The 18,660-nt window shown below is 72.9% G+C and carries 16 protein-coding genes; 9 read left to right on the forward strand and 7 right to left on the reverse strand.

Annotation, left to right across the window (positions count from 1 at the left end; all coding sequences use genetic code 11):
• The first annotated feature begins 31 nt into the window (after positions 1-31).
• The 4 genes from ACFWBD_RS00315 to ACFWBD_RS00330 all read left to right on the forward strand — a co-directional run bounded on the left by ACFWBD_RS00315 (position 32) and on the right by ACFWBD_RS00330 (position 5,877).
• The gene (locus ACFWBD_RS00315) at positions 32-1,690 is read left to right on the forward strand and encodes a glycosyltransferase family 39 protein (protein WP_385660455.1); all 1,659 of its coding nucleotides are present in this window, start codon (positions 32-34) and stop codon (positions 1,688-1,690) included.
• Between the two features lie 98 nt (positions 1,691-1,788).
• Entirely contained in the window at positions 1,789-2,712 is a 924-nt protein-coding gene (locus ACFWBD_RS00320; protein ID WP_385660458.1) for a MurR/RpiR family transcriptional regulator, read from the forward strand.
• A 302-nt stretch (positions 2,713-3,014) separates the two neighbouring features.
• Positions 3,015-3,395 (forward strand): hypothetical protein, encoded by a 381-nt coding sequence (locus tag ACFWBD_RS00325; protein ID WP_355702841.1) that lies wholly within the window; start codon positions 3,015-3,017, stop codon positions 3,393-3,395.
• Between the two features lie 148 nt (positions 3,396-3,543).
• Entirely contained in the window at positions 3,544-5,877 is a 2,334-nt protein-coding gene (locus ACFWBD_RS00330; protein WP_385661469.1) for a SpoIIE family protein phosphatase, read from the forward strand.
• A gap of 224 nt (positions 5,878-6,101) precedes the next feature.
• On the opposite strand, the gene ACFWBD_RS00335 is transcribed toward ACFWBD_RS00330, so the two are convergent.
• On the reverse strand, positions 6,102-6,938 hold the full coding sequence (locus ACFWBD_RS00335) for a peptidoglycan-binding protein (RefSeq protein ID WP_385660460.1): 837 nt from the start codon (positions 6,936-6,938) through the stop codon (positions 6,102-6,104).
• Between the two features lie 57 nt (positions 6,939-6,995).
• The gene (locus tag ACFWBD_RS00340) at positions 6,996-7,823 is read right to left on the reverse strand and encodes a hypothetical protein (RefSeq protein WP_385660463.1); all 828 of its coding nucleotides are present in this window, start codon (positions 7,821-7,823) and stop codon (positions 6,996-6,998) included.
• Positions 7,824-8,009: 186 nt separating this feature from the next.
• Here ACFWBD_RS00340 and ACFWBD_RS00345 point away from each other — a divergent pair, with 186 nt between their 5' ends.
• From ACFWBD_RS00345 to ACFWBD_RS00360, 4 genes are all read left to right on the forward strand, one after another.
• A complete protein-coding gene (locus ACFWBD_RS00345; protein WP_385660466.1) occupies positions 8,010-8,858 on the forward strand; it encodes a bifunctional methylenetetrahydrofolate dehydrogenase/methenyltetrahydrofolate cyclohydrolase in 849 nt (282 codons plus the stop codon).
• A 121-nt stretch (positions 8,859-8,979) separates the two neighbouring features.
• Positions 8,980-9,702, forward strand: a complete 723-nt coding sequence (locus ACFWBD_RS00350) for a TetR family transcriptional regulator (RefSeq protein WP_385661472.1) — start codon at positions 8,980-8,982, stop codon at positions 9,700-9,702.
• 188 nt (positions 9,703-9,890) lie between these two features.
• Positions 9,891-10,304 (forward strand): Zn-ribbon domain-containing OB-fold protein, encoded by a 414-nt coding sequence (locus tag ACFWBD_RS00355; protein ID WP_385660469.1) that lies wholly within the window; start codon positions 9,891-9,893, stop codon positions 10,302-10,304.
• Between the two features lie 178 nt (positions 10,305-10,482).
• On the forward strand, positions 10,483-13,278 hold the full coding sequence (locus ACFWBD_RS00360; RefSeq protein WP_385660471.1) for a hypothetical protein: 2,796 nt from the start codon (positions 10,483-10,485) through the stop codon (positions 13,276-13,278).
• A gap of 65 nt (positions 13,279-13,343) precedes the next feature.
• On the opposite strand, the gene ACFWBD_RS00365 is transcribed toward ACFWBD_RS00360, so the two are convergent.
• The 5 genes from ACFWBD_RS00365 to ACFWBD_RS00385 all read right to left on the reverse strand — a co-directional run bounded on the left by ACFWBD_RS00365 (position 13,344) and on the right by ACFWBD_RS00385 (position 17,540).
• Complete coding sequence (locus ACFWBD_RS00365) at positions 13,344-13,724, reverse strand: PPOX class F420-dependent oxidoreductase (RefSeq protein WP_385660474.1); 381 nt, start codon at positions 13,722-13,724, stop codon at positions 13,344-13,346.
• 26 nt (positions 13,725-13,750) lie between these two features.
• Positions 13,751-15,007 carry a glucarate dehydratase family protein gene (locus tag ACFWBD_RS00370; protein WP_385660476.1) on the reverse strand — a complete coding sequence of 419 codons (1,257 nt, stop codon included), beginning with the start codon at positions 15,005-15,007 and terminating at the stop codon, positions 13,751-13,753.
• A complete protein-coding gene (locus tag ACFWBD_RS00375) occupies positions 15,004-15,912 on the reverse strand; it encodes a 5-dehydro-4-deoxyglucarate dehydratase (protein ID WP_385660480.1) in 909 nt (302 codons plus the stop codon). The genes ACFWBD_RS00370 and ACFWBD_RS00375 overlap by 4 nt, the downstream gene beginning before the upstream one ends.
• 50 nt (positions 15,913-15,962) lie before the next feature.
• Positions 15,963-16,157 carry a hypothetical protein gene (locus tag ACFWBD_RS00380; RefSeq protein WP_385660483.1) on the reverse strand — a complete coding sequence of 65 codons (195 nt, stop codon included), beginning with the start codon at positions 16,155-16,157 and terminating at the stop codon, positions 15,963-15,965.
• A gap of 204 nt (positions 16,158-16,361) precedes the next feature.
• Entirely contained in the window at positions 16,362-17,540 is a 1,179-nt protein-coding gene (locus tag ACFWBD_RS00385) for a MalY/PatB family protein (protein ID WP_385660486.1), read from the reverse strand.
• On the opposite strand from ACFWBD_RS00385, the gene ACFWBD_RS00390 reads away from it, so the two are divergent.
• A complete protein-coding gene (locus ACFWBD_RS00390) occupies positions 17,539-18,600 on the forward strand; it encodes a hypothetical protein (RefSeq protein WP_385660488.1) in 1,062 nt (353 codons plus the stop codon). The two genes, ACFWBD_RS00385 and ACFWBD_RS00390, sit on opposite strands and share 2 nt — an antisense overlap.
• Positions 18,601-18,660 lie beyond the last annotated feature (60 nt).

An 18,660-nucleotide genomic window follows, 5' to 3' on the forward strand; every position in this document is an offset into this window, starting at 1 on the left:
GCTCCCGGCCGGTGTCACCGCAGGGCGGACGATGGCAACCGAACCGCACCCGGTCCTGGAGACCACCCCCGACGCGAAGGCGGCGCGGCCCTCGCCGCCCGCCCGCCGCCGGCTGCTCGTCCCGGTCCTGGTGGTCGTCCTGCTGGCCCAGATGGCCGTCGCGATGGTCACCGGCGCGGTGCGGCAGACCCCGACCATCGACGAGCCGGTGTACGTCGCCGCGGCGGCCGGTTACCTCCACGAGCACCGGGTGCGCCTCAACCCGGAGCACCCGCCCCTCGGCAAGCTCGTCGTCGCCGTCGGCGTGGCCTTCGCCCGCCCGCACGTCGACGCCTCGTTCACCGGTACCCAGGAGGCGGCGGGCCGGCACCTCCTGTACGAGTCCGGCAACGACCCCTGGCAGCTGATGCTGTGGGCCCGGCTGCCGGTGATCGCGCTGACCCTGCTGTTCGGTCTGGTGGTGTTCGCCTTCACCCGTGACCTCGCCGGACCCGTCCCCGCACTGGCGGCGCTCGCCCTGTACGCCCTCTCCCCCGACGTCGTCGCGCACGGCTCGCTGGCGACGCTCGACGTCCCGGCGGCGGGCTTCCTGCTGGTCTCGGTGTGGCTGCTGTGGCGGGCCCGCCGCGGCGGGGCGCGCCGGTACCTCCCGCTCGCCGGGGCCGCTCTCGGCGCGGCGCTCGCCACGAAGATGAGCACGCTGCCCGCGGTCCCCGTGCTGGCCGCGCTGGCGGCGCTGTCGGTGTGCGCCCGGCGGCCCCGCGACGTCCGCCGGGCGCTGCTGGGTGCGGCAGCGGTGACGGTGACCGCCGTGGCCGTCGTCTGGGCCTCGTATCTCGTGGTCGATCCGCGGCTGCGCTGGGATGCCGGGGCCACCCATGTGCCCGTCGTGCACGGCCTGCGCGGGCACCTCGTCCGGCTGCTGCCCTTCCCCGGGGCGTACCGGGACGGCATGCGGATCCAGTTCGGTCTGGAGAACCGGTCCTGGGCGGGCTTCCTGTTCGGGCACGTGTACTCCGGCGCCCGCTGGTACTACCTGCCGGTCGCCCTGGTCGTGAAGACCCCGCTCGGGACGCTCGCCCTGTGGGCGGCCGGGGCGGTCGCGATGGTCGTGGTGCGACGGCTGCGGCCCGCGGCGCCGTACGTGCTGGTCCCGGCCGCCGTGCTGCTGGTCTCGGCCATGACCGGGGCACGGGACCTGGGGACCCGGTACGCCGTCTTCCTGCCGATGTTCCTCGCGGTGGCCGCGGGGTGCGTCCTGACGGTGCGCCGGCGGTGGGCCCCCGTGGTGGTGGTGGCGCTGGTGGCGTTCGTCGCCGTCAGCTCGGTACGGACGTATCCCTACTACCTGCCGTACTCCAACGAGGCGTTCGGCGGACCGGCCAAGACGCATCTGCGGCTGCACGACTCCAACGTGGACTGGGGCCAGGACCTGGGACGGCTGGCGGACCGGCTGCACAGCAGCTACCGGGGCGAACGGGTGTGGCTCGTGTACAAGGGCAGCGGAGTGCCCGCCTACTACGGCATCGACGCCTCCGACCCCAGGCGGGTGCCGCCCGCGGAGGTGCACGGGCTGCTGATCGTGTCGGACTCCGCGGTCGCCGAGGCCAGGGACGGGCTGGCCGTGCTGCTGCGGTCCAGCCGGCCGGTCGACGAGGTCGGCGACTCGATCACGCTGTACCGGCGGTAATCCGCGATCACCGGGTGCGCGAGGGGCGTCTTCGCCCACCCTGGCAGGCCCGGCCCCTGAAGTATGTTGAGCCCGTGGAAGACAAAGGAGGCGCACCGGTGCCATCGCCGCAACAGGCACGCGCACAGGCATCCGCGATCACCTCGGGCAGAACCGGTCCGGAGACGGAGGCGTCCCCGACCTCCCGGCTCCGGGCGCTCTTCGACGGACCCCATCTGTCCCCTGGTCAACGGCGCATCGCCCAGTACCTGATCGAGCACATCACCGAGGCGGCGTTCCTGTCGATCACCGACCTCGCGGACCGCGTCGGGGTGAGCCAGCCCTCGGTGACCCGGTTCGCCGCGGCGGTCGGCTTCAGCGGCTATCCCGCGCTGCGGGAGAGGCTCCAGTCGATCGCGCTGGGCGCCCTGGCCGGCGGTCCGGCGGCGGCCGAGGTGAACCGCAGCAACGAACTCCAGGCGGCGGTCGAGGCGGAGATCGAGAACCTGGAGAACCTGCGGCGCGACTTCGCCGACCCGGACCGGGTCATCGACGTGGGCCGCAAGCTGTCGCAGTCGACGCCGCTGACCATCCTCGGGCTGCGGATCTCCGTCTCGCTCGCCGAGTACTTCGCCTACGCCGCCCGTCGGGTCCACCCGGACGTACGGCTGGTGACCCGGGGCGGCAGCGTCGCCTACGACGCGCTCCTGCAGTCCCGGGAGGCGGGCGGGACCTGGGTGCTGGCGTTCTCGATGCCACGGCACGCGCAGGAGACGCTGACCGCCGTACGGGTCGCGCGCAGCGCCGGTCTCAAGGTCGCGCTGATCACCGACCTGGCGCTGGGGCCGGTGGCCGACGAGGCCGACGCGACCTTCGCCACCGGCACCGGTTCCCGCCTGGTCTTCGACTCCTACGCCGCCCCCGGCGTGATGGCCGCGGCGCTGCTCCAGGCGATGACCGACGCGGGCCCCGAGCGCACCCAGGCGCGGCTCGAGGAGTACGAGCAGATCGCCGAGCAGCACCAGTTCTTCCTGCGTGAGTGACCGGCTTTTCCCAGGCCACCCCCTCCCCCGGCAACAAACAGAGGGATCATTGCGGGCATTTCGCGCATGAATGTTTTCATACGTCTTGCAAAGCAGTAGGCATATATAAATACTGCTCACGGCTGCATCCGCCCGCCCAGGGCTCATGTACGGGCACCCGAAGCCGCCGTCCCCTACCCGCGTCGGCGCCCAGGGTGTTCGGGGCGTCGCTCGCGCGAGCGCCCGTGGTGGCCCCGGTCTTCCCCTGGGCCGGGGCCACCCCGAACCGTCGGACCACCGTCACGACGCCAACACCGGAAGCGATGATCATGACCCTGACGACGACGCGCATCAGCTCGGACTGGCCGTGCCAGGTCAAGACTCCCGGCAGCTACGACTGGGAGCGCTCGGCGGCCAAGTGGCTGCGCGAGCTGGTGCCCGCGCGCTACGCGAGCTACCCGGCGCTGCTGCGCCACCCGGTACTGCTCGCCCGCCATGCGCAGATCCAGGTCCAGAACGAGGTCCGGGTGGCCCGCACCGCTCTGCAGACCGCCCGCGCCGACCTGCCCCGGCTCGGACTGCCCGAGTCGGTCATCGAGCACACGATCAAGATGTACGCGGCCGAGGTCATGCAGTTGCAGCACATCGCGCGCAGCGTCCGAGCGGTCACCCAGGCCCTGGTCGAGCAGAGTTCCGGACGCTGAACGGGAAGATCCGTTCGCCTCCCCCGACGGGCATAGCGCCTGACGGGAGCGTGGCCGCAAGACCCCGATCGAAGTCACCACGGTGTGCCATGCTCAAGGCGTGACGAGCGAACCCGCCCTGCCCGCTCAGTTCGGTGACGTGCCCGACATGGCAGCGCTCGCCCGGGTCGTGGCGCGCCAGCGCGCGGAGCTGGACCGGCTGCAGGATCTGGCGGCCACCGCGGCCGTGCTGGAGCGCGCCAAGGGCGCGGTGATGGCACAGCTCGGCTGCTCGCCGGACACCGCGCAGGAGGAGCTTCAGCAGCGGGCCAAAGCCGGAGAGCGGACGCTGCTCGAGGAGTGCTGGATCAGCCTCGGCGCGCTCTCCTCGCAGCCCCGCGGGGCCGCTGAGCCGACTCCGGCCGAACCCCCCGCCCGGCGGACCACACCCCGGCCGGCGCCCGACGAGATCGACGCCGCCGCCCTCGGCCGCCTCAGCCGGGCCCTCGTCCGTGTCGGCACCCCGCACGGTCTCGCCCGCTGCCTGCTGGAGCGGCTCGCCCCGGACGTGGGCGCCGGCGCCGTGATGATCTTCGCGCGGCGGCCGGGCGGCGGCCTGGAGCTCACCGGGCACGCCGGCATCGAGAGGACGCTGGCCGAACAGTGGAGCCGGGTGCCGCCGGTCAGCGGGATCGCCGCGCTGGACGCCCTCGCCGCCGGGCAGCCGCGCTGGCTGGAGGACCTCCGCGAGGACGGCAAGCGGTACCAGCTGATCGGGGACCCGCCCGAGCGCTGGCCGTCCCGGGCCTGGCTGCCGGTGGTGACCGGCGAGTCGGCCGACGTCGTGCTCGGGATCCTGCGCCACCGCGAGGGCGCCTTCCCGCCCCCGGTGCGGGAACACCTGCTGGCCGTCGCCCAGTTGTGCGCGGGCCCGCTGCGCACGTTCGGCACCCGGCCGGACCCCGCCGCAGGCGGGGTCGCGGAGGCCGTGCAGACGGTGCTCGACCGGCTGCCCGTCGCCGCGGTGCTCCTCGCCCCGCTGCGCTCCGCGGCGGGGGACGTGGCGGACTTCCGCATCGACGCCGCGACCAGCGTGACGTCCGACGCCGTGGGCCGCAGCGGGCGCGAGCTGGTCGGCCTGCGCTTCCTGGAGTGCTGGCCGGAGGTGGCCCGCGATGCGTTGTGGGAGGGGTGCCTCCAAGTGCTGGCCGACGAACGGCCGTACGAGAGCGAGCCGTTCGCCCGGCAGCAGATCGTGTCCGGGGTGAGCGAGCTGGCCACCTACTCGGCGCGGGTGATGCGGTCGGGCGACGGGCTGGTCGTCAGCTGGGTCCGGCACGATCCGTCCGACCGGCAGGAGCAGCGGCTGGCGGACGTGCAGCGACTGGGCAACCTCGGCTGGGTCAACTGGAACCTGGACACGGGCGAGGGGAACTGGTCCTCCCAGGTCTTCAGCATCTTCGAGCGGGACACGGCCCAGGGTGTCGTCCCGCTTTCCGGGCTGCCGCGCCTCGCCTCCCCCGAGGACCTGCCGACGCTCGCCCGCGCCGTCGGAGAGCTGATGCGGCACGGGCGGCCGTGCGACGTGCCGTTCCGGATCGTCACCCGGGCCGGCATCCGGCATCTGCGGGTCGTCGCCGAGGCCGTCCCGGACGCCGACGGCACGCCCGTCGAGGTGCACGGCTTCGTGCAGGACCTCACCGCGCAGCGCAACGCCGAACTCGCCCTCGTCGCGAGCGAGCGGGCCATGCTCGCCCAGCACGGAGTGCTGGAGGCCGAGCGCCTGGTGGCCGCCCGGTTGCAGAACGCGCTGCTGCCCCTGCCGAAGCAGCCCGTCCGGCTGGCCGGGCTGCGCGTGGACATCGCCTACCTGCCCGCGCAGTCGGGCCTCAGCGTCGGCGGCGACTGGTTCAGCGCCATCGAACTGCCCGACGGCGACGCCCTGTTCGTGGTGGGTGACGTGGCCGGGCACGGCATGGGCGCGGTGGCCTCGATGGCTCTGCTGCGCTTCACCGCCAAGGGCATGGTCATCACGGGTTCGTCGCTGACCGGGGCTCTCAGCCGCCTCAACGCCCTGTTGCTGCACTCCCGCGACCCGCACGGCTCGGCGACCATGGTGCTGGCCCGCTACAGCCCGCGCGAACGGCGGCTTGAGTGGGCGCAGGCCGGTCACCCGCCGCCGTTGCTGGTGCGGGCCGGTGCGGCGAGCTACCTCGAGCGTCCCGTCGGGATGCTGCTCGGCGCGACAGACACGCCTCGCTACGAGGCGGCGGAGGTCCGGCTGGAGCCCGGCGACCAGGTCCTGCTCTACACCGACGGCCTGGTGGAGCGGCCCTCGGAGAGCATCGACCGCGGCCTGGAACGGCTGGCCAGGGCCGCGGTGCCCCGGACCGGGGCCGGCCCCGCCTCCCTGGAACAGTTGCTCGGCGCGACGCTGGAACCCGAGGGACGCGACGATGTGTGCGTCCTCGACATCCAGGTGCCGCCGGACGCCGAGCGGTAGGACGGCTCAGTCGTCGCGGTGCCGCCAGTACCACAGCGCCCCGACCACGACGGCGAGCAGGAACACGACGGGCAGTACCAGGCCCGGGATGCGGGACACGCTCATGCGGACGGCTTTCGGCTCGACGGGTCGAGGTGCCGAACGCGCGCCGACCCGCCGTCCATGGTGACACGCGACACACTGCCGACCGCGGCCTGTTTCTGAGCCGTCTACCCGTCACCCGGTCATCCGCCGGCCGAGGCGGTTCGGGACTCCAGATCGCGGCGGGTGTCGTCGCCGTAGACGCCGCTCTCGTCGCCGCGGATGCCGTACCAGAGCTGGAAGCGGGCCACGGCCTCGGTGAGAACGGTGTCGTAACGGCCGTCGGTGGGGCCGTTGTCGTACACGTTCGGGATGCGCAGCAGACGCTGCTGGAGGTCGGTCACCTCTGAGCCGCTGTCCCCCTCCCGCAGGGTGCCGGCACCGTCGGGGTCGGCGGACGCGCTCGCGGTCGGGGTGGGGCCGGCCGCCGTGGGCGGGGGTGTCTGCGCGGCGGCCTCGCCGCCCCGGCCCGGCAGCAGCAGCGCGCCGGCGAAGCCGACGAGGGCGGCCGCGCACACGCCGACCGCGATGGCGCCGCGTCGCAGGCCCGCGCCGGACCCGGCGCGGGCGCGGGCGCGGGACCGCGCACCGTCCGCCGGCGGGGTGGCGCCGGTTCCGCCCCGCGCCCGCGCAGCGTCCCTGCGGCTGCCGGGGCCGGTGCCTGCGGGCAGCGGGCGGGGGCCGCCGCGCTCGCTCGCCCAGTCCCGGCCGCCGCGTGGCGCCGGCGTGGTCGGCATGGCCGGCGCGGTGACCGTGGTCGCCGTGCGGGGGCCCAGTGGCGGGAGCTCCTCCGTCTGCGCCTCGTCCGCGGACGGCTCGGGCCGCAGGGGTATCGACTCGTAGGCGTCAGGGTCCTGGGTCAGTTCGGCCATCTCGCGGAACAGCTCCGCGAGGGCGTCGGTGTTGCGCGGTCGCAGGACCCGGATGGGTTCCAGGACCGGGCGTTCGTGCGGCTTTCCGGGTTCCTCCGGTGTCGGCACGCTCGTCTCCCTCCCGTGGGTCCCCCAGGAGAGATACGGGCGGGCGGGTGGACGGGTTCAGCCGGCGAGGAAGTGGCGCAGGGAACGGGTCGTCGCGGCGACGAAGGCGTCCTGTCCGGCCTCGTCCAGGGCGTCGAGGGACAGGTAAGGGTTGAGGTCCTCCAGCTCGACCAGCAGCAGTTCGCCGTCGGGGGCGCGGCAGGCGTCGACGCGCTGGATGCCGTGCGTGAGGCCGTTCCAGTCGATGAAGCGTTGGGCGAACTCCAGATCCCGCACGGTGGGCCGGTAGGGCTCGAGCTGCCAGCGGCGGTCGGGATGCGGTGCGTACAAGGCGTACTGGAAGTCGTGGTCGACATAGGTGAAGGACACCTCGTAGGCGAAGTCGACGCACGGCTGGACCAGGACCGAGCCGTCGGCCAGGGCGGGGAGCGCGTCGGGCGGCAGGATCCGCAGGCCTATGGAGTCGGCGCCGAGCTTGGGCTTGACGACGTACCGGTCGGCCTCGGGCAGCCGGTGCAGGTCCTCGGGGCGGTCGACGGTGGGGATGACGGGGTAGCCCTCGGCGCTCAGGTCGAGGAGGTACTGCTTGCCCGCCATGTCGGCGCGGCCGGTGAGCGGGTTGTAGACGCGTACGCCGTCCTGGAGCGCGCGCTCCCGGAAGGCTTCGTACTCCTTTTGGTAACCGAGGACCGGGCCGCTGTTGCGGACGACGACGCCGTCGAAGGAGTGCATCAGGGCGGCCGCGTCCAGCGGGTGGCACAGGGCCAGGTCGAAGTCCGCGCGCAGCCGGGAGGTGAGGAGGACGTCCTCGTCGCAGTAGCGGCGCCCGCGCGCCTGATAGGCCAGGTCGGTCACATAGAGGAGACGGGGGCGAGCGGCGGACATGCGGTCTCCTGATGACGGTCGAACGGTGTGGAAAGGCTACGTCAGACGGCGTACGGGCGGCCCGGGGCGGGACGGCCGCGGCCGTCGGGACCCCAGAGGGGCGGTGGGACTCCCGAGGGCCGGTGGGCGGGCGGGCCGTACGATGACAGGACCGTCGTTTTTCTCCCGAAGGGCTCGTCGACTCCCGTGACCACCGCAACACTGCTCGACGGCAAGGCCGCCGCGGCCGACATCAAGAACGAACTCGCACTCCGCGTCCAGGCGTTGAAGGACCGCGGCATCCATCCGGGGCTGGGCACGATCCTCGTCGGCGACGACGCGGGCAGCCGTTCCTACGTCGGCGGCAAGCACCGCGACTGCGCACAGGTCGGCATCGCCTCGATCCGCGTGGAACTGCCCGCCGACGCCTCCCAGGCCGACGTCGAGGCCGCCGTGCTGCGGCTCAACGCCGATCCGACGTGCACCGGCTTCATCGTGCAGCTCCCGCTCCCGGCCCATATCGACACCCATGCCGTGCTGGAGCTGATCGACCCGGTCAAGGACGCCGACGGGCTCCACCCGACGAACCTCGGCCGGCTGGTGCTGGGCATCCCGGCCCCGCTGCCCTGCACTCCGCGCGGCATCATCGACCTGCTGCGGCGCAACCGGGTGGAGATCACGGGCCAGCAGTTCTGCGTCATCGGCTGCGGTGTCACCGTGGGCAGGCCGCTCGGCCTGATGCTGACCCGCAGCACCGAGCACGCCACGGTGACCCTGTGCCACGAGGCCACCCAGGACACGGCCGCGCACGCCCGGGAGGCGGACGTGGTGGTGGCCGCGGCCGGCGTCGCCCACCTGGTCAGGCCCGACTGGATCAAGCCGGGCGCGACGGTGCTGTCCGTCGGCCTGACCCGCACGGTCGAGGGCATCCTCGGCGACGTCCACCCCGACGTGAGCGATGTCGCCGGGTCCTTCTCGCCGCCGGTCGGCGGGGTCGGCCCGATGACGCGGGCGATGCTGCTGACCAACGTGGTCGAGGCGGCCGAGCGGATGTGACACCGGCACCCGGTGCCAGGCACTCGGTTCCCCGACAGAGGGAACTGAGTGCCATCGGCGCCGATCAGGTGTTACGTTCGCGTCCATGAGCGCCACTCACAAGGCGGAGGCCAAACCGCCCATGCGGGACGCCCTGGTCGCGGCGGCCTTCCGGCTGTTCCTGGAGCGGGGCTACGAGCAGACCACCGTCGACGACATCGTGGCTCTGGCGGGCGTCGGCCGGCGGTCCTTCTTCCGCTACTTCCCCTCCAAGGAGGACGTGGTCTTCCCCGACCACGAGCGGTGCCTCGCCGACATGACGGCCTTCCTCGCCGCGAGCGGCAAGGAACACGAGCCGGTGCGACGCGTCTGTGACGCCGCCCGGCTCGTCCTGCTGATGTACGCCGAGAACCCCTCGTTCTCCGTGCAGCGCTACCGGCTCACCAAACAGGTGCCCGGGCTGCGGGCGTACGAGCTGTCGGTGGTCTGGCGCTACGAGCGCGCCCTCGCCGAGTACCTCCGGGGCCGCTTCACCGGCCGGCCCGACGGCACCCTGCACGCCGACGTGATCGCGGCCGCGGTGGTCGCCGCCCACAACAACGCGCTGCGCTCCTGGCTGCGTTCGGACGGACACAGCGACGCGAGCGCGACCGTGGAGCACGCGCTGGGGTATGTGCAGTCGGCGTTCGGCACGCCCCCGACGGCCCCGGCGCCCACGACACGCCCCGCGTTCTCGGCGCTCGCGTCGCTCCCGGTGCCGCCCGCCGACGAGTCGCCGCAGGACGTCGTCGTGGTGGTGTCCCGACGCGGGGCACCGCTGTGGCGCGTGGTGCAGGAGATCGAGACGACCCTCGGACGGGACTGACCCCCCTCCTCAGGGCCCCCGCCGAACCCACGCCGAACCCCCGCAAGATTGTGGGTACGCAGTGCCTTTACGAGTGGCACTGAGTGCCATACGCTGTGGGCGTGCACGGTGGCACGGCTGACCGGGCACGTGCGTGCACGGGCGAGCCGCGCACGTGGATTCCGGCCGAGTGCAGGGAGTTGACCCGCGTGTACCACTACTCAGGAAACGCCGTTCAGCAGGCCGCCGGCTCCGCGGCGGGCGTCCTCGACCGCGCGAACGCCGACGGCGACACGATCCACTTCCAGCGCTGCACCTGGTGCGGCACCGCCATGTACCACCGGCTTCTGTGCCCGGTGTGTCAGGGCAGCGACCTGCGCACCGAACGCAGCGAGGGCTCCGGCACGGTCCGCCACGCCACGGTGGTGAACCGCAACACCCCCGGCGCCCGCAATGTGTCGCTGGTCGAGATGGCCGAGGGGTTCGTCGTGCGCGGCCGGGTCATGGGCCCGCTCATCGGCATCCACAGCGGGGACCGCGTCCGGCTGTCCACGGTCAAGGACCCGGTACGCGGCGAGCCTGTCTTCCAGCTCCTCGACGAGCCCTACCGGGCCTGGCACTAGAGCCTGCGTGTCATCGGGCCGAGGCCGGACAGCGGGGACCCGCTGTCCGGTTCTTTGCGCTCCGCCGCTCTGATTCCCGGACACAGGCAACCCACAGAGGCGCTTTCGCTTCCTTCGGGGCGCGAGGGGCTCCCGATACGGACGGGGCCCCCGCGCTCCGAGTGTTGAGGAGTGGACCTTGATCCGTGCCCGGCGAATAGGTGTCACCGCCGTGGCCGCGCTCGCGGCCCTGGCGGGAACACCGGGACTGGCACAAGCCCGACAACCGTCCGAGACAAGGCCGTTGACCACGGCCGCCGACAGCGGGCTGCCGCGGGGCTGGCAGGTCGGCGGCGAGGGCGCCGCACGCGAGCTGGTGTGGCGGTCGCCCACCCCCGTGCCCTTCGGCGACGCCCGCGTGGAGTTCCACTCGGGCGACCGACTGCTCGGCGTACCGAAGGCGGGGAAGGACGGCCGCACCTTCCGGCTCTCCCTCGACGACGTCGGCACCGCCCCCTTGAAGGACCTGAGCGTACTGGCCGGCGGACGCCGTCTGGACGCGGCCGCCGACAACTCCGCCCCGGGCGGGCGACGTTCCCTCACCACCGAGCAGCCCCCGGCCCAGTCCCCTGCTCCGGCTCCGGCTCCGGCCAACTCCGTCGACCCCGGCAAGCCTGGCGCGTACCGCACGGTCAGCGGCGAGTACGACCTCGCCCCGGTGAAGCTGCCGGGCTTCGCCCGACCGGTGGAGATGCAGGCGGTCGTGGTGGCGCCGAAGGGGGCCACCGGCAAACGGCCGCTCGCGCTGTTCCTGCACGGCCGGCACACCACCTGCTACCAGCCGGGCAGCGACGACTTCGACATCTCCTGGCCCTGCCCGGCCGGTATGAAGTCGATCCCGAGCTACCAGGGCTATCTCCAGGACCAGAAGCTCCTCGCCTCGCAGGGCTACGTCACGGTGTCGATCTCCGCGAACGGCATCAACGGCCAGGACGGGGAGGCCGAGGACGGCGGTGCGCAGGCGCGCTCCTCGCTGGTGCGCCGGCACCTCGCCACGTGGGCCGACTGGGCCGCCCACCCGGGCCACGCCCCGGCGTCGGTGCCCGGCGCGACGAAGGCCGACCTCTCCCGTGTCCTGCTCGTCGGGCACTCGCGCGGCGGCGAGGGCGTCAACCGCGCCGCCCTGGACAGCCTGTACCCGCCGCCCGCCGCGCAGGACGGCTACCGGGGCCCGGTCCGCTGGAAGATCCGCGGCACCGTTCTCGTCGGACCGACGATCTTCGGCCAGAATCCGGTCGCCGACGTCCCGTCCGCGACCATCCTGCCCGGCTGTGACGGCGACGTCGCCGATCTCGAGGGCGAGACGTACCTCGACGGGACGCGCGGCATCAGCAACGGCACGGCCCTGCACAGCGCGGTCTACATGGTCGGCGCCAACCACAACTTCTTCAACACCGAGTGGACGCCGGGCAAGGCCGTGGCGCCCTCCTTCGACGACTTCTGGGAGGACCCGGACGCACAGCAGCCCGACCCGGTCTGCTCCACCGGCGCCCCCACCCGGCTGACCGCCGACCAGCAGCACCGGGCCGGCGCGACCTACGTCGCCGCCGCGGCCCGGCTGTTCGTCGCCGGTGACGACCGGGTGCGCCCGCTGCTCGACGGCACCGGAAAGCGGACGCCCTCCGCCGACCCCGCCCGCGTCCTGACCCACGCGGTCGGCGCCCGCCGCACGGGCGGCTTCGTGCCCGACGGCGGCGTCGAGGTGACCGGCGGCCGGGTGTGCTGGGCCGACCCCGACCCGGCCAGGGCATGTCTGGACGCCGACGCCACGGGAAGGTCCCCGCACTTCGGCTGGTGGGATCTGGAGAAGGACTCCGGCAGGAGCGCGGTCGCGCTGAAGTGGTCCGCGCCGGGCACGCCGACGACGATCGGCTCCCTCGCTCCCGTCTCCCTCTCCGGTGCCGGGAGCCTGGCGCTGCGCGTCTTCGTGCCGCCGAACACCACCGGCACCGAGCTGGACGTGTCCGTCACCGATGCGGCCGGCCGTCGCGCCACGCTCGGCCGGGTCACGGTCGACGGCCTGCCGGGCTCCGACCGCACCGCCTCGTACTGGGCCCGCGAGCTGCGTGTCCCGCTGACCGCCGCCACCCGCGCCGGTCTCGACCTCAGGCACGTCAAGTCCCTTGATCTGACTCCGCGTTCGGGGTCGGGTCAGGCCTGGTTCATGGACGCCTGGGGCTGGGCACCCGGCACGCCGGCGGTGCGGGCGGCGGCACTGCCGCGCGTCGACATCGGCCGGATCACGGCCAAGGAAGGCGACTATGGCACCCGCACCTATCACGTCCCGGTCCAGGTGTCCGGGCACGGCAGCGGCCGGGTCCGCTTCTATGTCGTCGACCCGGAGACCCTCGAGTCCACGGAGAAGGTGGTCACGGTCCGGCCCGGCAGCACCCCGATCGACGTGCCGATCGAGGTGAAGGGCGACACCCGCTTCGCCTACGACGTGACACAGGACCTCCTCGTGAAGGCCGTGCGCGGCGCGGTCGTCGGCTCCTACCGGGGCGGGGTCACGGTGCAGAACGACGACCCGGCGCCGGAGGTGACCCTGACTCCGGTCGCCGACCGCGTGACCGAGGGCGAGTCGCTGAGCTGGCGGATCACCCTCTCCGAGACCGCCGACGTGAATTTCTGGCAGCCGGTCCGGGTGCTGCCGGTCACCGAGGGCGCCGAGCTGTCCACCAAGGACGTGGACCCGCAGTGGCTGCTGGACTTCTCCGGTGACGTGCCCGACCCGGAGCGTCCGCTGTCGGACGCGAACCTGTGGGTCTGGCTGAACATCCCGGCCGGGACCACCGGCGTCGACTTCACCGTGCCCACGGTGAAGGACCAGGTGGCCGAGCCGGCCGAGTCGATGCGCCTCGCGCTGACCGACGACAACGCCGTGCCGCTGCCGGACCGGCCGGTGCCGACCGGGACGGTCGTGGACGCGCCGTAGTACGCGCGCACTGCCCGAAGGGGGGCCAGGACCGCGCGGTCCTGGCCCCCTTCTCCGTTCCGGGCTCACAGCGTGACGCGGATCCCGACCGTGCCGTCCAGACCCCGGCGCAGCCGGCTGCCGAGCAGGGTGAGGCGGCCCACTGCGCCGTACTTGCGCGCGAGCAGGGTGCGGTAGCGGGCGGTGGTCTGCGCGTCGCAGATCTCGGCGGTGGCCGGGATCTGCTCACCGGTGGGGTTGCCGCGGACGTCACAGGGGCCCACCATGACGTCGCCGCGGGCCCGGATCCGCTTCACCTTCCAGGCGTCCGCGGCCGACCAGGCCCCGAGCGCGTCCCCGTCCCGCACCACCCACACCGGAGTGGCGACCCCGGTTCCGTTCTTGCGATAGCTGGTGATCAGCAGGTACTTGCCGGCTGCCAGCCGGTCGAGCGCGTTGTCAGCCATGCCCGCAGTCTAGGCATCCGTACGCCTCACCACCTCGGCAGCCTCAGCTCGTAGTCCGGCTGGATCCGCCGCATGTACCCGGTGTCGTCGCGCCGCCGCACACCCGAGTCGAGGTAGCGGCGGTGCAGCCGGCCGAGGGCGTCGGTGTCCAGCTCCACGCCGAGGCCCGGCCCGGTCGGGACCTTCACCTCGCCGTCCGCCAGCTCCAGCACCCCGGGGACGATCACGTCGTCGGCGCTGTTCCACGGGTAGTGCGTGTCGCAGGAGTGGTCGAGGTGGGGGATGGCCGAGGCCACGTGGGTCATCGCGGCGAGGCTGATGCCCAGGTGCGAGTTGGAGTGCATGGACAGCGCGATCCCGAACGCCTCGCAGACGGCGGCCAGTTCACGGGTGCGGCGCAGTCCGCCCCAGTAGTGGTGGTCGGTGAGGAGCACCTGGATCGCGTTCTGCCGGACGGCCGGCCCCAGGTGTTCCCAGGCGATGACGCACATGTTGGTGGCGAGCGGCAGCGGCGAGTCCCGCGCGACCGCCGCCATGCCCTCGATGGTGCCGGTCGGGTCCTCCAGGTACTCCAGTACGCCGTCGAGTTGCCGGGCGACGTAGCGCGAGGTCTCCACCGTCCAGGCCGCGTTGGGGTCCAGACGCAGCGGCCGGCCGGGGAACGCCTCCGCCAGCGCCCTGATCGCGGCGATCTCCTCGTCCGGCGGGAAGACCCCGCCCTTGAGCTTGAAGGAGCTGAAGCCGTACCGCTGCTGCATCAGCCGGGCCTGCTCGACGATCCCGGCCGGGTCGAGTGCCTCGGGCCAGTCGTCGCCGATGGCGGGGCGGCCGTCGAGCGCCGGGTGTCCGTCCCACTTGTAGAAGAGGTACGCGGCGAAGGGCACGGAGTCGCGCACCCGGCCGCCGAGCAGGTCGGAGACGGGACGGCCGAGCAGCTTGCCCTGGGCGTCCAGGCAGGCGACCTCGACGGCCGAGGTGGTCCAGCCGCGCTCGTGCGAGCTGGGCACGCCGGGCAGCAGGGCGGCGTCGATGGCGGCGGCGACGGCGGTCGTGTCGAAGACGTCCATGCCGACGACGGTCCTGGCGGCGACCATCAGCCGTTCGAGGCGCGTCTCACCGCCGGGCGACTCGCCGAGGCCCACCGTGCCGTCCTCCAGGACGAGCCGGAGGATCACCCGCAGCGCGAGCGGTTCGTGGACGCCGTTGGAGTTCAGCAGCGGCGGGTCGGAGAAGGCGATGGGGGTGACGATCAGTTCGCGGACGCGGGTGGCAGGGGTGGTCATACGGCGACGGCCTCCAGTCCCCGGTCGATGAGCCTGGCGAGCCGGGCGACATGCTCCGGCGTGGGGTCGAGCAGCGGTGCCCGTACACCGCCCACGTCCAGGCCGCGAATCGTCACCCCGGCCTTGACCAGGGAGACGGCGTATCCCGGGACCTCGTCGCGGAGTTCCACGAGCGGGCCGTAGAACGCGTCGAGGAGATGGGCGACGAGAGCGTCGTCCCCCTCCGACAGGGCCCGGTGGAAGGCGAGCGCGATCTCGGGGGCGAAGGCGAAGACGGCCGAGGAGTAGAGGCCGACGCCGATCCCCCGGTAGGCGGGCGCGGTCATCTCGGCGGTGGGCAGGCCGTTGAAGAACTGGAAGTCCTCGGTGCCGGGAACGGCCCGCACCGCGCGGACGATACGGTGCATGCGCTCGATGTCGCCGATGCCGTCCTTCAGGCCGACGACCTTGGGCAGGGCGGCGATCTCGGCGGCGGCGGAGCCGGTGAGGCGGGCGGTGCCGCGCTGGTAGAAGACCAGGGGGAGATCGGTGGCGGCGGTGACCTCCTCGACATAGCGGACCAGGCCCTGTGGGGGTGGGGTGACCAGGTACGGCGGCAGCAGCAGGATGCCGTCGGCGCCGGCCCGGGCCACGCGTACGGCGTGGTCGCGGGCGACGGGGACCGGCCCGCCGGCGGCGGCCAGGACGGGAACGCGTCCGGCGGTCGTCTCGACGGCGACCCGGGTGGCACGTTCGAGCTCGTCCGGGTCGAGGGCGTGGAACTCACCCGTCCCGCAGGCGACGAACACGCCGCCCGCGCCGGCCGAGACACCGGCCTCGATGTGCCGGCCGAGCCGTTCCTCGTCCAGCGAGCCGTCCGCGGCGAACGGCGTGACCGGGAAGAACAGCACTCCTTGGAACTTCATGTCTCCCTCGTAACTACGTGGATGTGTGCGTGGGGGGGCGGCCGGGGCCGTCAGCCCTTGGTGGCGCCGGCCGCGATGCCGGAGACCAGCGAGCGCCGGAGGAGCAGATGGGCGACCAGGCCGGGGAAGAGGGCGAGCTGCTGGTCGAAGTTGATGGCCTGCGGCACCGCAGTCGGCCGTTGCGAACACAGTTCCGCGACGGCGAGCTCGGCGGCCGGGCGGCGGCTTCGTCGGCGATCGCCCATGAGCACACTCCGTTCATATCCATGAACTTGCTTCACGAATCTAAATCGAGCGCCCAAGCTACGAACGGTTTCAGCCGTATGTCAAGACATGGCCGGGAGATCGCGAGACCGTGACACGAGGACTGGGGGGCGCCTCGCACGGCACGCCGCCGCCCCACCGGAGGAGCTCCGGTGGGGCGGCGGTCCGGCGGGAAGACCTGCGGCTCAGCGAAGGGCGGCCGCCATCCGCCGTACACCTTCGGCGAGGATCTCCGGCGAGGTGGCGATGTTCAGCCGGACGTGCCCGGCCCCGCCCGTGCCGAAGTCGAGCCCGCGGCTGAGGGCGACCCGCCCCCGCTCCAGGAAGACCGCGGCCGGATCGTCCCCGAGGCCCAGTGCCCGGCAGTCGAGCCAGGCGAGATAGGTGGCGTCACCCGGCCGGTACCCGACGCCGGGCAGGTGCTCGGCCAGCAGGGCGGTGAGCAGGCGCCGGTTGTCGCCGAGGCCGGCCAGCAGGGCGTCCAGCCACCCCGTGCCCTCGAGCAGGGCGGCGGTGTGCGCCAGCACACCGACGTGACTCGGCCCGTGGGACACCTCCTCGGGCAGCAGGGCCAGGTCGGCCGCCGCCTCGGGGCCCGCGACGGCCAGGGCCGCCTTGAGCCCGGCCAGGTTCCACCCCTTGGACGCCGACATCAGCGACAGACCGTTCTCCGCGCCGGGGACGGCGAGCCAGGGCACGAAGTCGACCCCCGGGGCGGTGAGCGGCGCGTGGATCTCGTCGACGACCACCCGGACGTCGTACCGCCGGGCGAGCGCGGCCACGGCGGCCAGTTCCCGCGCGGTGTGCACGGTGCCGGTCGGATTGTGCGGGCTGCACAGCAGGTGCGCGGCGCGGCCACCGCCGGCGACTGCGCGCCGGTACGCGTCCTCCAGCACGGCGAGGTCGAGCCGGCCGTCCGCGCCGAGGGGCGCCTCGGCGATCCGCCGGTCCATGTGCGCCACGAACTGGAAGAACGGCGGGTACACGGGCGGGTTGACGACCACCGGATCGCCGGGGCCCGTCACCAGTTTCAGCATCTCGACGACGCCCAGCATCACATCGGGCACGATCGCCGTCCGCTCCACCGCGAGCCCGTCCCAGGCCCACCGCTTCGCGGCGAACAGGGCCAGCGCCTCGGCGTAGGCCGTGCCCGCCGGATAGCCGGTGTCACCGAGCGCCAGGGCCTGCGTCACCGCGCCGACGACCGGTTCGGCGAGGGGCACGTCCATCTCCGCGACCCACAGGGGAAGGACGTCGGCCGGATGGGTACGCCACTTCATGCTCGTACGACATCGGAGCCGGTCGAGCGTGAGGGCCTGTAAAGGGTTCGCTTCACGGGGCGTCTCGTGCGGGATGCTGGTCATGGGGCACAAGATAGGGGGCTGTGGTGTGACCTGGGATCACGTGAACGGGACAGCTGTGGCGGACGCCGGCGGCATCCCGGAGATCGCCTGCGACGAGTCGGGTTCGGACGGCGAGAACCTCACCGGCGGGAACACGGACGTGTTCGCCCACGCGAGTGTGCTGCTGTCGGCCGATTCCGCCGCCGGACATGTACAGGAGATCCGGAACCGGATCCGTTCGCCCGCCGAGGAGTACAAGGCGAACCATCTGCTCCGGGAGAAACACCGGGCGGTTCTGGAATGGCTGCTCTCGACATCGGGCCCGCTGTACGGGCACGCCCATGTGCACCTCGTCGAGAAGTCCTTCTTCGTCGTGGACCGGGCCGCCGACCTGCTGCTCGGCGACTCCGGGGCGGCCGTCCCGCTGTTCCGGCACGGGCGGCGGACTTTCACCGAAGCGGAATGGAGGCAATTCCTGGAGGCGGCCAACCAATTGCTGTGGGTGCGCCACGAAGGTGAACCGGATGCGCCCGTCGAGCATTTCTTCCGCACACTCGAAGAACTGCGGCAGAGATATCCGGGGACAGCGGCGGCAGAGACGCTCTCGCGGCTCGCGCGGGAAAGGCCCCGGGCGCTCTCCTACCGGGCCGGTATCCAGGACGGCCCGTTCGTGCTGACCCCGGTCCTCAATCCCCTGCTCCCCTCGATCCTGCACACGGCCGCCCATTGGAGCGCCGGCGGGCGCCCGGTCCGGCTCGCGCACGACCGGCAGAACATGCTCACCCCGGAGCGGATCGCCTGGATCGAGGGCGCGGCCCGGGCCCGGGAGATCCGCCTGGCCGGATTCCGGCTCGTCGTCTCGCGGCTCGACGCGCGGGTGCAGCTGGCCGATTTCCTGGCCGGCATCGCCCGCCGGATCGCCTCCGACGAACTCAACGGCCGCGGCGACCCGGCGCTCACCGCACTGCTGCGCCCCTACACCGGCGCGGCGGCCGTGTGGGGCGACGAGCGGAGCTGGGCCCGGCTCGGGCCCGCGACGGAATCCGGCGGACGGTCCGCACCGCTCAACTCGCCCGTCTAGATTGCTGGTTGGTAATTCCCGTCACCCCGCTTCGTTTTTCCCTCCTCCGGACAGGAGCCG

Source organism: Streptomyces sp. NPDC060002, from assembly GCF_042737245.1.
Classification (GTDB): domain Bacteria; phylum Actinomycetota; class Actinomycetes; order Streptomycetales; family Streptomycetaceae; genus Streptomyces.

Coding starts and splice junctions, on each gene's coding strand:
- ACFWBD_RS00315 (WP_385660455.1), top strand. CDS start 32: ATGGCAACCGAACCGCACCCGGTCCTGGAGACCACCCCCGACGCGAAG.
- ACFWBD_RS00325 (WP_355702841.1), top strand. CDS start 3,015: ATGATCATGACCCTGACGACGACGCGCATCAGCTCGGACTGGCCGTGC.
- ACFWBD_RS00330 (WP_385661469.1), top strand. CDS start 3,544: ATGGCAGCGCTCGCCCGGGTCGTGGCGCGCCAGCGCGCGGAGCTGGAC.
- ACFWBD_RS00340 (WP_385660463.1), bottom strand. CDS start 7,823: ATGTCCGCCGCTCGCCCCCGTCTCCTCTATGTGACCGACCTGGCCTAT.
- ACFWBD_RS00350 (WP_385661472.1), top strand. CDS start 8,980: ATGCGGGACGCCCTGGTCGCGGCGGCCTTCCGGCTGTTCCTGGAGCGG.
- ACFWBD_RS00365 (WP_385660474.1), bottom strand. CDS start 13,724: ATGGCTGACAACGCGCTCGACCGGCTGGCAGCCGGCAAGTACCTGCTG.
- ACFWBD_RS00370 (WP_385660476.1), bottom strand. CDS start 15,007: ATGACCACCCCTGCCACCCGCGTCCGCGAACTGATCGTCACCCCCATC.
- ACFWBD_RS00375 (WP_385660480.1), bottom strand. CDS start 15,912: ATGAAGTTCCAAGGAGTGCTGTTCTTCCCGGTCACGCCGTTCGCCGCG.
- ACFWBD_RS00380 (WP_385660483.1), bottom strand. CDS start 16,157: ATGGGCGATCGCCGACGAAGCCGCCGCCCGGCCGCCGAGCTCGCCGTC.
- ACFWBD_RS00390 (WP_385660488.1), top strand. CDS start 17,539: ATGGGGCACAAGATAGGGGGCTGTGGTGTGACCTGGGATCACGTGAAC.
- ACFWBD_RS00385 (WP_385660486.1), bottom strand. CDS start 17,540: ATGACCAGCATCCCGCACGAGACGCCCCGTGAAGCGAACCCTTTACAG.